General features: G+C 63.7%; 11 protein-coding genes. 9 read left to right on the top strand and 2 right to left on the bottom strand.

Going from position 1 to position 12,565, the window contains the following annotated elements:
* Positions 1–15: 15 nt before the first annotated feature.
* Together JV18_RS0105280 and JV18_RS0105275 are read right to left on the bottom strand one after the other, a co-directional pair.
* Positions 16–288, bottom strand: a complete 273-nt coding sequence (locus JV18_RS0105280) for an acyl carrier protein (protein ID WP_033073698.1) — start codon at positions 286–288, stop codon at positions 16–18.
* Positions 285–1,274 (bottom strand): GNAT family N-acetyltransferase, encoded by a 990-nt coding sequence (locus JV18_RS0105275; RefSeq protein ID WP_033073697.1) that lies wholly within the window; start codon positions 1,272–1,274, stop codon positions 285–287. The genes JV18_RS0105280 and JV18_RS0105275 overlap by 4 nt, the downstream gene beginning before the upstream one ends.
* Before the next feature lie 35 nt (positions 1,275–1,309).
* On the opposite strand from JV18_RS0105275, the gene JV18_RS0105270 reads away from it, so the two are divergent.
* The 9 genes from JV18_RS0105270 (at position 1,310) to JV18_RS0105230 (ending at position 12,494) form a co-directional block, all read left to right on the top strand.
* On the top strand, positions 1,310–2,857 hold the full coding sequence (locus JV18_RS0105270) for an acyl-CoA ligase (AMP-forming), exosortase A system-associated (RefSeq protein ID WP_033073696.1): 1,548 nt from the start codon (positions 1,310–1,312) through the stop codon (positions 2,855–2,857).
* The gene (locus JV18_RS0105265; RefSeq protein WP_033073695.1) at positions 2,854–4,083 is read left to right on the top strand and encodes a pyridoxal-dependent decarboxylase, exosortase A system-associated; all 1,230 of its coding nucleotides are present in this window, start codon (positions 2,854–2,856) and stop codon (positions 4,081–4,083) included. The genes JV18_RS0105270 and JV18_RS0105265 overlap by 4 nt, the downstream gene beginning before the upstream one ends.
* Positions 4,084–4,251: 168 nt before the next feature.
* The gene (locus JV18_RS0105260) at positions 4,252–4,917 is read left to right on the top strand and encodes an XrtA/PEP-CTERM system exopolysaccharide export protein (RefSeq protein WP_033073694.1); all 666 of its coding nucleotides are present in this window, start codon (positions 4,252–4,254) and stop codon (positions 4,915–4,917) included.
* A gap of 58 nt (positions 4,918–4,975) precedes the next feature.
* Positions 4,976–6,520 carry an XrtA system polysaccharide chain length determinant gene (locus tag JV18_RS0105255; RefSeq protein WP_033073693.1) on the top strand — a complete coding sequence of 515 codons (1,545 nt, stop codon included), beginning with the start codon at positions 4,976–4,978 and terminating at the stop codon, positions 6,518–6,520.
* A 14-nt stretch (positions 6,521–6,534) separates the two neighbouring features.
* A complete protein-coding gene (locus JV18_RS0105250) occupies positions 6,535–7,560 on the top strand; it encodes an AAA family ATPase (RefSeq protein WP_033073692.1) in 1,026 nt (341 codons plus the stop codon).
* Positions 7,557–9,269, top strand: a complete 1,713-nt coding sequence (locus JV18_RS0105245; RefSeq protein WP_033073691.1) for a hypothetical protein — start codon at positions 7,557–7,559, stop codon at positions 9,267–9,269. The genes JV18_RS0105250 and JV18_RS0105245 overlap by 4 nt, the downstream gene beginning before the upstream one ends.
* 27 nt (positions 9,270–9,296) lie before the next feature.
* On the top strand, positions 9,297–10,502 hold the full coding sequence (locus JV18_RS0105240; RefSeq protein ID WP_033073690.1) for an XrtA/PEP-CTERM system-associated ATPase: 1,206 nt from the start codon (positions 9,297–9,299) through the stop codon (positions 10,500–10,502).
* 46 nt (positions 10,503–10,548) lie between these two features.
* Positions 10,549–11,409 (top strand): XrtA system polysaccharide deacetylase, encoded by an 861-nt coding sequence (locus JV18_RS0105235; RefSeq protein ID WP_033074974.1) that lies wholly within the window; start codon positions 10,549–10,551, stop codon positions 11,407–11,409.
* Complete coding sequence (locus JV18_RS0105230) at positions 11,406–12,494, top strand: FemAB family XrtA/PEP-CTERM system-associated protein (RefSeq protein ID WP_033073689.1); 1,089 nt, start codon at positions 11,406–11,408, stop codon at positions 12,492–12,494. Before JV18_RS0105235 ends, JV18_RS0105230 begins: the two co-directional genes overlap by 4 nt.
* Positions 12,495–12,565: the final 71 nt, after the last annotated feature.

Below are 12,565 nucleotides of genomic sequence, written 5' to 3'. Positions count from 1 at the left end.
GTCCGCGCTGCAGGCTCAGCCGTTGAGCTTGCTCTGCGCGAAGGCGAGAAGCTTGCCATAGGTTTCGAAAATCTCGCCCTCGACTTCATCATCGTCGATAATGATCCCGAGCCGGTCTTCCATTTCGGTGAGTACCGTGGCGACCGCCATCGAGTCAAATTCGGGAAGTTCGCCGAACAATCCGCTGTCGGGGGTCAGCTCGGCAGCGCGCTCTTCGCCAAGGCCGAGAATATCGGCGAGCAGGGCGCGCAGGGTCGTATCGGCGGCGGTTGCAGGCGTTTCGGTCACGAAATTTTCCTCAAAGCGGGGCGCACAAAGGCTTTCAATGCGGGGCTCCATGCCGCGATGCGCGCCGGATTAAAAGCCTCGATATGCCAAAGCGGCTCATGCCGGTTCATCCAATCGCGTTTATAGGCGTCATTTCCTGTCCCGAAATCGACCCGGCGCACCCCGTCCACCTCGATGACATGACGAAACAGCGCCGCCGACAATAGCGTGCCCGGCGATGCTTTCACCTTGTCCTCGACATGGGCGAGCTTGTGAATGAAGGCGGTGCCATCTTCCACCGTCCAATATTGCGCCGCGACCGCCTCACCGGCAATGCGCGCCAGTCCCATGCGAAAGCTTCCGCGGGTGCTTTCCTGCTCGGCAAAAGCCCGGAGGAGGGCGGGGTCTCCCTCTTCGGGTTTCCAGCTCGCGGCATAAATGGTTTCATAAGCCGCCCAATGCGCCGGGTCGAAGCGGGTGATAATCTCCAGATCGACAACGCCTTTCTTCGCCTTGCGCTTCACCGTGCTGCGAAGCGCACCGGGGCGGCTTTGCCACCACTCATCATGGCTCATGCCGCCCAGGTCGAGCCAGTGCCGGTCCCCTTTGGGAAGGGCATCGACCCACCATCCCGCGGCGCGCAGGGCGGCGGCCAATATTTCGCGTTCGGCATCGGGCACGGGATAAAGGCTGAGCCGTGCAGCCTGTGTCCGCAAACGGTGAAAAAGATCATCAAGCGCGGCATCCTGCCGGTCGCCCCCGCTGAACAGGGGGCGGATGGAAAAACTATACCAGTTGGTCAGCCCCGTAACCTGCCCGGCCTTTTCCGCCTTGAGCGGCAACCAGGCGCTTGTGTCCTCGGCCTCCCCATAGGCATCGGCGCGGCCTTCACCCGCAAAGCCATGGGCGGTGAGCAAATCGAACCATGCGGGCTGGTCAAAGGGCGAGGCAAAGCCCTCTGCGCGCCAGACGCGATCATTAGCGTGATGTTCACCGTTCCCTTGCATGGTGCGGCCCTCTATCACCACTCTCCTAACAGCCAATGACCAAAGCCGAAAAACCTATGTCGCATCCGATCGACCATCTGACCCTGCGCGGCGCGGCCGACGCACCCGCCCTGCTGATCGGCGATGCTGTCATCAGCTTTGCCGATCTCGACGCGGGCGTATCCCGCCTTGCCGCCTGGCTCCGCGCGCAAGTGGGCGGAAAGGGCGAAAGGGTCGCAAGCTGGAGCGGGAAGACGCGGCTTGCCTGCCTGATGCCCTTGGCGGCGGCGCGCGCCGGGCTGGTGCATGTGCCCATCAACCCGCTGCTGAAAGCGCCGCAGGCCGCGCATATATTAGCCGACAGCGGCGCGCGGCTCTTGATCACCAACAAGGCGCGCGCCGATATGCTGGCGGGAGAGCGCCCTCCCGATTGCGCCTTTGCTGATTTACAGACGGCGGAAGCGGCGATTGACGACATGGGCGCTGATGATGCCGCGCTCCCGCCATCCGATGCCGCGCCCGACGATCTGGTGGCCATTCTTTATACCAGCGGCTCGACGGGACGCCCCAAGGGCGTGATGCTGAGCCACGCCAATCTCTGGCTGGGGGCGGAAAGCGTTGCCACCTATTTGAAAATCGCGGCCGATGATCGCGTGCTGGGGGTGCTGCCGCTCAGCTTCGACTATGGACAGAATCAGCTGTTATCAACCTGGTATGCGGGCGCGGCGGTGGCGCCGCTCGACTATCTCACCCCGCGCGATGTGGTAAAGGCGGTGGCGCGTCACCGGGCCACCACCCTGGCGGGCGTTCCTCCGCTCTGGGTGCAATTGACCGAAATCGACTGGCCCGCCGACGCGTCGACTTCGCTGCGGCGGCTGACCAACAGCGGCGGCGCGCTGACGCCTGCGCTGATCGAGGCGATGCGCGCGACCTTTGCGGGGGCGGATATTTATCCCATGTATGGGCTGACCGAGGCATTTCGTTCGACTTTTCTCGATCCCGCGCTGGTTGCCGATCATCCCACTTCGATGGGGCGCGCTATTCCCCATGCCGAAATATTGGTCTCCCGCCCCGATGGCAGCCTCGCCGATGATGGCGAAGCGGGGGAGCTCGTTCATTGCGGCCCGCTCGTCGCGCAGGGCTATTGGCAGGATGCCCAACGCACGGCGCAGCGTTTCAAGCCTGCACCGCCCGCGTCGCGCTATGGCGGCATGGCGGTCTGGTCGGGCGATACGGTGCGCCGCGACGCCGACGGCCTTCTCTATTTTGTGGGCCGCGACGATGCGATGATCAAGACGGCGGGCAACCGTGTCAGCCCCACCGAGATAGAGGATGCCGCCACTCAGTCGGATCTGGTGCAGGAAGCCGTGGCTTTTGGCGTTCCCGACGATCGGCTGGGCGCGGCGATCATCCTGATCGTGCGTGGCGGCGAGCAAGGGGCGGGCGATGCCGAGGGTCTGGCCAAATATCTGCGCCAGAATTTGCCGAACTTCATGCAGCCCAAGGAAATTGTCTGGCAGGACGCGCTGCCGCGCAACCCCAATGGCAAGCTCGATCGTGTCGCCATCGAACGTGAATGGAAAGCAAAGGAGATCGCCGCATGAAACCCCATGGCCCGATCCCGCCCGCTTATTCCAGCGACAGCGAGGGCATGTTGCTCGTGGGCGGCCAGCGCGTCGATGCGCTGGTCGAGCAGGCAGGCGACACGCCGCTCTTTCTCTATAACGCCGCCATGCTTGGCGCGCGCGTCGCCGAATGGCGCGTGGCGATGCCCGACATGGTACAGCTTCATTATGCGATGAAGGCCAATCCCTTTGGCCCCTTGCTCGCGCATATGGCGGGGCTGGTCGATGGCCTCGACGTTGCTTCGGGCGGCGAATTGGAGATGGCGCTGGCAAGCGGCATGGATGCTGCTCACATCAGCTTTGCCGGGCCGGGCAAGCGTGACCGCGAACTGGAAGCCGCCATCGCGGCGGGCGTCACGCTCAACCTTGAATCAACGGGCGAGGCCGAGCGGGCACTGGCGATCGCCGACAGGCTGGGCGTTCGCCCGCGCCTTGCCGTGCGGGTCAATCCCGATTTCGACCTGAAAGGGTCAGGGATGAAAATGGGCGGCGGCGCCAAGCCTTTTGGCGTCGATGCGCGCGCGGTTCCGGCGCTCGTCCGCCGCCTGATCGATGCGGGCGCCGATTGGCAGGGCTTTCATATTTTCGCCGGATCGCAGGCGCTCTCCGCCGATGCCATTGCCGAGACACAGGCGCAGACGGTGGCACTGGCGGGAGAGCTTGCAGAGGAAGCGGGGGCAACGCCGCCGCTCGTCAATCTGGGCGGGGGCATGGGCGTGCCCTATTTCCCCGGCGATCAGGCGGTTGACGCTCCCGCTGTGGGGCAGGCGCTGGGGGCAACGCTCGAAGCGCGCGCGCCGGTTCTGAAGAACAGCCATTTCGCCATGGAACTGGGCCGCTGGCTCGTCGCCGAAGCGGGGGTCTATCTGACGCGGATCGTCGACCGGAAGGTCAGCCATGGCGAGACTTTTCTGGTCACCGACGGCGGGCTTCATCATCAGCTGGCCGCGAGCGGCAACTTCGGCACGGTGATCCGCCGCAACTATCCCATCGCCGTCGCTCATGCCTTCGGACGCGAGCCCGCCGAAAGCGTCAGCGTCGTGGGCTGCCTTTGCACGCCGCTCGACCGTCTGGGCGATCAGGTCGCGCTGCCCCGCGCCGATGTCGGCGATCTGGTTGCGATTTTTCAGGCGGGCGCCTATGGAGCCTCCGCCAGTCCGGCCACATTCCTGGGGCAGGGCCCGGCCAAGGAAATGCTCGTTTAAGGCTGCGCCCTGTCCCGTGATGGGACAAATGGCGTTCGATGGGCCGAGTCGAGCCCCACGACTAACATTATGTTCACCCTTTTCGAGCAATGGCGATCCTGACGCAAATTAAAGGGCGTGCCGATGGTCGGACGCGCCCCGCCGGCCGCTCGAAAGGTTTGATGGATTATGATTTCCTCTGCTTCGCCCCGCGCCCTTGGTGTCGCCCGCGCCGCATTGGTTGCTGGCATTGCCGCGACCGCGCTTGCCGGCTGTGCAGGTGTGGGCGGTAATGCCCCGGAACTCCCCAGCGCCAATTTCGTGGAAAATCGTGAAGGCCCGGGTGAGGAATATATCATCGGCCCGCTCGATGAGTTGCAGATTTTCGTCTGGCGCAACCCCGAGCTAGGCGGCAAGGTTCAGGTGCGCCCCGATGGCCGCATCACTACGCCGCTGATCACTGATATGCCAGCGGTCGGCAAGACGCCGACCATGCTCCAACAGGATATCAAGCTTCAGCTCGGCCAATATATCAATGATCCGATCGTCAGCGTGATCGTGACCAGCTTCAACAGCACCTTCTCTCAACAGGTGCGGATCGTGGGGGCAACCGAAAAGCCTGCGTCCATTCCTTATCGCGCCAATATGACGGTGCTTGATGCGATGATCGCGGTGGGCGGCCTGGGGGAATTTGCCGCAGGGAACAAGGCTCGGCTCGTCCGGTTCGACAAGGGGACGGGCAAACAGCGCGAATATGGGCTTCGCCTCAACGATTTGATCAAAAGAGGGGATGTAAAGGCCAATGTCCGCCTGCAACCGGGCGACGTGATCATCATTCCCGAAAGCATGTTCTAACACCGCCTGATGCCATTTCTTCAAACGCTCGCATGACAGCCAGGGACTAAAGCAGACGATGAACGGTCTTTACGACGAAATCCGTGTGATGCTGCACAGCGTGTGGACCCGCCGCTGGCTGGTTCTGGCGGTGGCATGGGGCGTGTGCATCCTTGGCTGGCTGGCGATTGCGTCCATTCCCAATCGCTATGACTCCCAGGCGCGCCTGCTCGTCGACGTCAATCAGCTTTTGTCTGATGAAACCCAGTCCGGCTTTGGCGGGCGGCGCCAGATTGACCAGATTCGCGAAACGCTGACCAGCGCCAGCAATCTGGAAAAGGTTGCTGTGACCACCGGGCTGATCCCCGCCGGGGCAAGCGACCGGGAAAAGGCGGGAGCGGTGGCGACCTTGCGTACCAGCATAAAGGTAGAGCCGCAGCAGGATAATATTTTCGAGATCACGTCGAGCATCGGCATTTCCAGCCTGTCGGACGCCGATAATGCAAAGCTTGCCTCAGGCGTGCTCGACAGTCTGATCACCGTATTCCGCGATGACCAGCTTCGCAGCGGGCGGCTTGATGCGCGGCAGGGGATCAAATTTCTCGATGCTCAAATTGCTGACCGGGAAAAGGCGCTGCGCGAAGTGGAGGCGCGGCGCGCTGCTTTTGAAGCAAAAAATGTCGGCCTTGTTCCCGCAGGTTCCGGTTCCCCGGCGCAGCGGGTCGAAGCCGCTCGAGCGGAAGTCAATCAGATTGATTCGCAGCTTGTCGCTGCGCAAGCCGCCTTGTCGGCGGCGAACAGCCAGCTGGGTTCCACTCCGGCGACAATCGCCATTCCCGGCATCAGTGCGACGGGAGGCGGTGTGGCTCGGCAACAACTTGCCGGGGCGCAGGCTGAATTGTCGGCGATGCGCGCGCGCGGGCTGACCGATGCCCATCCCGACATGATCGCGATCAAAAGCCAGATCGCTTCCTTGCAGGCTCAGGCCTCGCGTGAGGGCTCGGGCGGCGGCGGTGGCGGCACGGCTCAAAACCCCGCTTATGCTTCACTCGCCGCAATGCGCGCGGAGCGTCAGGCGACCGTCAGTGCGCTCACGGCCCGCAAAGCGCAGCTGATGCAGGAAATTTCAAAGATCACTGCGCAACAGATTGAAAATCCAGGCATCGCTGCTGAGTATGACCGCATCAACGGCGAATATAATGCGCTGAAGGCGCAATATGACAAGCTGCTGACACAGCGTGAACAGGTGCGGCTGCGCGGCGAGGTGCAGACCGAAGCCGACGCTATCCGGGTTGAGCTACTCAATCCGCCAACCAAACCCACCACTCCCGCCGCGCCCAACCGCCCGTTGTTCCTGACGCTGGTGCTGTTCGTCGGCCTTGGTGCCGGGGTGGGCACCGCTTTTGCCTTGTCACAGGTGCGCCCCAGCTATGCCACCGCCGCCAAGCTCGAACGCGCCAGCGGCCTGCCTGTTATCGGCTCGATCACCGAAATTGTGACGCCCGAACGCCAGGTCGACCGCCGAAAGAAGCTGGTCTGGCTGGGAAGCGGCGCGGCCGCGCTGGTGGGACTCTATGCCTTGCTGCTGATTGCTGAATTTGTTCAGCGCGGCATGGTCGCGTGACGGGGGAGAAGAAGATGAAAGACAAGCGCCCCGTGAAACGCCAGCCCTCGCTGCTTGAGCGCGCCGCCGATATGTTCGGCCTTGACCCTGCGGGCAAGACGCCGACAATCGACATTTCCCAGCTGCCCCCCGAGCCGGAACGCAAAAGGAGGAAAGCAAAGGCCGCAAAAGCCGCGCCAGCGGATGTGGAAAGTCTCGAAGACGTCCCCGTCGAAACCGCCGCTGCGGTGGAACCTGCGCTGAAAATCTCGGCGCGCAAGGATATCGCCCGCGCCGAACCGGCGATTGTGCCGCAGCGCCAGGGCAGCATTGACCGCGACCGTCTCGCCGCCGCCGGAATGATCGTTCCGGGCGCGCCGGTGACGGGGATCTCGGAAGAATATCGCATCGTAAAGCGCGAACTGATCCGCAATTTCGCCGGGGCTGGTGCCGCCAGCCGTCCGGTCGTGCCGCGGGGGCACCGTGTGCTGATCGCGTCGGCCAATCCGGGCGAGGGCAAGACTTTCTCGGCGGTCAATCTGGCGCTCAGCCTTTCGACCGAGGCGGATCACGACGTGCTGTTGATCGACGCCGATATTGCCAAGCCGGGCGTCGTTGCCACGCTGGGGCTGGAAGATGGGCCGGGTTTGATGGATGCACTTGCCGATCCGCATCTGCCGCTCGGTGAATGCATGATCCAGACCGATATTCCGGGGCTGAAGGTCATGCCCGCTGGCACCCAGCATATGCACGACACCGAATTGCTGGCGTCGGCGCGCACCGAAAACCTGCTCGCCCGGCTGGAACAGGGCGTGCCGGGGCGCATCTTGATCCTCGATTCGCCGCCTGTGCTTGCCGCTTCGCCCGCAAGCGTGCTGGCTGGCCATGTGGGACAGCTCATCATGGTGGTCCGCGCCGACGAAACACTCGAATCGTCGCTGCGCGACGCCATCGGGCTGATGGGCGGCTGCCCGCATATTCAATTGTTGCTCAACGGAGTGAAATTCTCGCCGGGCGGACGCCGTTTTGGCACCTATTATGGACAGGGGGGCGCGACATGAAGCGCATCACGACATCAATGCGCGCGGCAGCTTCGCTCGCCGCGCTGCTGCTCGCCGGGACCGCGGGCATCGCACAGGCCCAATGGTCAGGATCATCCGATAGCGGACCGGGGGAGGGTAGCGCCCGCACGCCCGGCGCCGAAGCCACCGCGAGCGCCGCGCGTAACGGTGAACGCTCGCAGCGCCGCGCCGACATTACACCCTATCTTGAGGTTGGTCAGGTGCTCAGCGCCGACCTCAAAAATGGCGGTGATGTCCTGACCTATACGACCGTTGCCGCGGGCGTAGATGCGGCCATCGTCACCCGCCGCGTCGAGTTGGCGGGCTCGGTGCGTTATGAGCGGCAGTTCGGCTGGAACGGCGGGCTTGGCGATCAGGATATCGTCAGCGGCCTGCTGCGCGGACGACTGGAAGCTGCTCGCGGCCTCAACCTCGAAGCCGGAGCGCTCGCCACCCGCTCGCGCGTCGATGGGCAAGGCGCTGACAATGGCATCATCAACGACCGTTCGTCCAATGTTGGCAATCTCTACTCGGTCTATGCCGGGCCGACGCTCGTGCAGCGGGTTGCGGGGCTGGATGTCGGCGCGGGCTATCGCTTCGGCTATACCAAGGCCGATGTCGATGCGCCGCCCATATTGGCGCCCGGCGCGGTGCAGCAGGATATTTTCGACAGCTCCACCAATCATGTCGCCTGGGGCAGCATCGGCCAGCGTCCGGGCGATCTGCCCTTCGGTTGGCAGGTGTCGGGCGGCTATGAGCGGGAAGATGCGACCCAACTCGATCAGCGCTATGAGGGCAAATATGCCCGCGCCGATGTGACCATGCCGGTCGGTCCGACGCTCGCGCTGCTCGGCGGCGTGGGTTATGAGGATATCGAGATCAGCCAGCGTGATCCCGTGATCGATGATCAGGGGATTCCGGTGCGCGACGGCAATGGCCGCTATGTCACCGATCACACGAGCGCGCGCCAGCTTGCCTTTGACGTCGATGGCCTCATCTGGGACGCGGGCGTCATGTGGCAGCCCAGCCAGCGTACTTCGCTCACCGCCAAGGTCGGTCGCCGCTATGGCGACATGATCTATACGGGCAGCTTCACCTATCGTCCGCATCACGCTACCCAGCTTCAGGTGGGCGTCTATGATGGACTCTCCAGCCTTGGGCGCGGCCTGTCGGGTGGCCTTGCGGCGTTGCCGACCCAGTTTAACCCGACGCGCAACCCGCTCGGCGGCGATATCGATCCCTGTGTCTTTGGCGTGGAGGGCGGAAGCTGCCTCACCAGCCGTCTCGGCAATTTGTCGGCGGCGCAATATCGCAACCGCGGGGTGCAGGCGACGCTCAGCTCGCGCTTCGGCGGCTGGAGTTATGGTGTGGGCGTGGGCTATGACCGTCGCCGCCTGCTCATCCCGGCCAATTCGCCGATTGCTGCGCTCGACGGCATTGTCGACGAAAGCTATTATCTCTTCCTAACCGCCGGTCGCCGCCTCGACGCGGATTCGGACGTTACTCTGTCGGGCTATGTCAATTATTTCGACAATGGCGCGCCGGGTGTCGGCGATGTCCAGTCGGCGGGGCTGACGGCTTCCTATTCGCGCCGCTTCTGGCGCGGGCTCAGCGGCAGCGCGGCGGCCAGCATCAACGCCTTTGATCAGGACGGGCTGAACAGCCAGCTGATCGGATCGGCGATGGTCGGCATGCGATACAGCTTCTGATCCCGGAACCGAAACAGGAATATTGCGATGTATGATCAATTTTACGGCTTCACCGGGCGCCCTTTCCAACTAACGCCGGACCCGCATTTCTATTTTGAAAGCGGCACGCATCGCAAGGCGATGTCCTATCTCGGCTATGGGCTGGCACAGGGCGAAGGCTTCATTGTCATCACCGGCGACGTCGGCGCGGGCAAGACAACGCTGGTCGGTCATTTGATGAACACCATCGACCCCAATCGGCTGACAGCGGTGAAGCTGGTGTCGACGCAGGTCGAGGGCGACGATCTCCTGCGCCTCGTCGCCGAACAATTTGGCATCGAATGGGAAGGTGAAAGCAAGGCCGAGCTGCTGCGCGCGATGGAGCAGTATCTGCGCGAACAGGCGCGCGCGGGCAAGCGCACCCTGTTGATCGTCGATGAAGGGCAGAATCTGGCGATTTCCGCGCTCGAAGAATTGCGGATGCTCTCCAACTTCCAGCTTGGCGGTCATTCGCTCCTGCAGATTTTCCTGCTGGGCCAGCCCGAATTTCGCCAGACGCTTTTCCATTCGCCGACGCTGGAGCAATTGCGCCAGCGCGTGATTGCCACCCATCATCTCGACCCGATGGAGCCCGAAGAGGTGGAGCCTTATATTCTCCATCGTCTCGGCAAGGTGGGCTGGGACGGCAATCCCAGCTTCAGCCCCGATGCTTTCGAACTGATTTTCGAACATAGCGAAGGCGTGCCGCGCAAGCTCAACGTGCTGGTCAGCCGCCTGCTGCTGTTCGGCGCGGTTGAAGAACTGAACCGCATCACCGGCCAGCATGTCCGCAATGTGATCGCCGAGATCGAGGCGGATCGCGGCATTGACGAAGCGGCGCTGACGCCCGCACCGGTTGAGCAGGCCGCGTCCGCTCCGGCGCCGCAGCCCGCCCTCAGCCCGCGCGCCGACAATGATTATGCCGAGGCAACGACCCCTGCGCCGTCCTTCTCCGAAGAATTGGGCGACACGCTCGAACTGACCGCGGACACGGCTGTTGCCACCGCTGCGCCGACTTCTGCCAGCGCTATCGCTGCGCCGGCTGCGAATGAAGCCGACCTTCAGGCGCTGCGCGACCAGATTGCAGGACTGGAAGCGCGGATCAGCGAACAGGATGCGGCGCTGCGCCGCATTCTCGATCTGCTCATCGAATGGGTCGAGCGTGATCCGGACAATGCGCCCAACCCGACGTCGTCGGAAGTCTGGGCGGCCTGACGCAGCGGCGCATCCCATGCTATAGCGGTGGGGAAGGTGAGGGATGATGCAGAACGGCCTGTCGGTCGATGTCGAGGATTGGTTTCAGGTCGGCGCCTTTGAACGCACGATCGACCGCGCCGACTGGCCCGCGCTCGAATGCCGGGTCGAGGCCAATTGCGACGCCATCCTCCAACTGTTCGCCGAGGCCGGGGTGCATGGCACCTTCTTCACTCTGGGCTGGATTGCCGAACGCTATCCGGCGCTGATCCGCCGCATCGTTGCGGCGGGGCATGAACTTGCCAGCCATGGCTATGATCACAAGCGCGTCTTTACGATGAGCGCCGCTGACTTCGCCGCTGATCTTAAAAAAACGCAAGCCATATTGGAGGATATCGGTGGCGCGCGCCTGCGCGGCTATCGGGCGCCCAGCTTTTCGGTCGACACCCGCACCCCCTGGGCCCATGCGGTGCTCGCCGAACAGGGCTATGCCTATTCCTCCAGCGTCGCGCCGGTGGTTCACGATCATTATGGCTGGCCGCAAAGCCCGCGCCATGTGTGGAAGCCTTTACCCGACAGCGACCTGATCGAGTGGCCGGTGACCACCGCGCGGCTCGCCGGGCGCACGCTGGCGGCCGGGGGCGGGGGCTTCATGCGAATGCTGCCTTATGGCTTCACCCGCTGGGCAATTGCGCGGATGAATGCCGAAGGCCATCCGGCTATCCTCTATTTCCATCCATGGGAAATCGACCCCGGCCAGCCGCGGGTCGATCAGGCGCCACTCAAATCAAAAATCCGCCATTACAGCGGCTTGTCGGCCATGGCGGGGAAACTCAGGCAATTGCTCGCCGATTTTGAGTGGACGCGCGCTGATGCCCTGCTGCCCGACCAGAAAAAGCGCGCCCAGCCCTGGCAGGCAGCGGCATGATCCTCGCCCCGACGGACGACGCGCCCGTCTCGGCGCGGCCCGGCCCTGCGGGCGCGACGCCGCTTTCCGATGGCGCGGCTTGGGACGCCTATGTCGCGGCGCACCCCGACGCGACGCCTTTTCACAGCCGCGCCTGGTGCGAAGCGATCACGCGGGCAACGGGGCATCAATGTCATCTCGTGTCGGCGCGCGATGGGTCAGGGCAACTTACCGGTCTTTTGCCGCTTCACCATATCCGCTCGCCGCTTTTCGGTGAGGCGCTGGTAGGCAGCGGCTTCGCCGTCGGTGGCGGGCTGCTTGCCGATGATCCGGCGGTTGCGGCGACGCTCGCCAAGGACGCGGTGGATATTGCCCGCCACCTCAAGCTACCTTCGGTGGAACTCCGCGGCGGAACTGTCCCGCAGCATGAAGGCTGGCGCGCCGAGGGCGATGTCTATGCCGGTTTCGCGCGCGATCTTGCCGCCTATGACGAGGCGGAACTGCTCGCCATCCCGCGCAAGCAGCGCGCCGAGGTGCGCAAGGCGCTCGCCAGCAGTTTGCGTGTAACAACCGGCCGCGATGCGGATGAACGCCGCGACCATTACCGCGTCTATGCGACCAGCGTACGTAATCTGGGGACGCCGGTGTTCCCGCGCGCCTTGTTTGACGCAGTACTCGACGCCTTTGGCGATGATGCCGATATATTGACCGTGCGCGATGAAGGCGGACGCGCAGTGGCCAGCGTGCTCAGCCTTTATTGGCGCGGCACCGTCATGCCCTATTGGGGCGGCGGCCTTGCCGAGGCGCGGCGGCTGCGCGCCAATGAGCTGATGTATTATGCGCTGATGAACCATGCCCGCGCGCGCGGCTGCACCCGTTTCGACTTCGGGCGCTCCAAATGCGGCACGGGGCCTTTCGCCTACAAGAAAAATTGGGGATTCGAACCGCGTCCGCTCGTCTATGCGCGCTGGCTCGCGCCGGGAGAGAAGCCGCGCGATACCAATCCCGACAGCGCCAAATATCGGCTGCAAGTCGATTTGTGGAAAAAGCTACCGCTCTGGGCCGCCAACCGCATCGGCCCCCTCATCGCGCGCGGGCTGGGCTGATGATCCCCGTTCACAAACACCCCGGTCATTGCGAGGAGCCAAAGGAGACGAAGCAATCTCCAGCCATCGCT

The organism is Sphingopyxis sp. MWB1 (assembly GCF_000763945.1).
GTDB lineage: Bacteria > Pseudomonadota > Alphaproteobacteria > Sphingomonadales > Sphingomonadaceae > Sphingopyxis.
The sequence above is the reverse complement of the archived record's forward strand: the minus strand, read 5'-3'. Positions and strand labels throughout refer to the sequence as shown.

Coding starts and splice junctions, on each gene's coding strand:
- JV18_RS0105275 (WP_033073697.1), bottom strand. CDS start 1,274: ATGCAAGGGAACGGTGAACATCACGCTAATGATCGCGTCTGGCGCGCA.
- JV18_RS0105270 (WP_033073696.1), top strand. CDS start 1,310: ATGACCAAAGCCGAAAAACCTATGTCGCATCCGATCGACCATCTGACC.
- JV18_RS0105265 (WP_033073695.1), top strand. CDS start 2,854: ATGAAACCCCATGGCCCGATCCCGCCCGCTTATTCCAGCGACAGCGAG.
- JV18_RS0105260 (WP_033073694.1), top strand. CDS start 4,252: ATGATTTCCTCTGCTTCGCCCCGCGCCCTTGGTGTCGCCCGCGCCGCA.
- JV18_RS0105255 (WP_033073693.1), top strand. CDS start 4,976: ATGAACGGTCTTTACGACGAAATCCGTGTGATGCTGCACAGCGTGTGG.
- JV18_RS0105250 (WP_033073692.1), top strand. CDS start 6,535: ATGAAAGACAAGCGCCCCGTGAAACGCCAGCCCTCGCTGCTTGAGCGC.
- JV18_RS0105245 (WP_033073691.1), top strand. CDS start 7,557: ATGAAGCGCATCACGACATCAATGCGCGCGGCAGCTTCGCTCGCCGCG.
- JV18_RS0105240 (WP_033073690.1), top strand. CDS start 9,297: ATGTATGATCAATTTTACGGCTTCACCGGGCGCCCTTTCCAACTAACG.
- JV18_RS0105235 (WP_033074974.1), top strand. CDS start 10,549: ATGCAGAACGGCCTGTCGGTCGATGTCGAGGATTGGTTTCAGGTCGGC.
- JV18_RS0105230 (WP_033073689.1), top strand. CDS start 11,406: ATGATCCTCGCCCCGACGGACGACGCGCCCGTCTCGGCGCGGCCCGGC.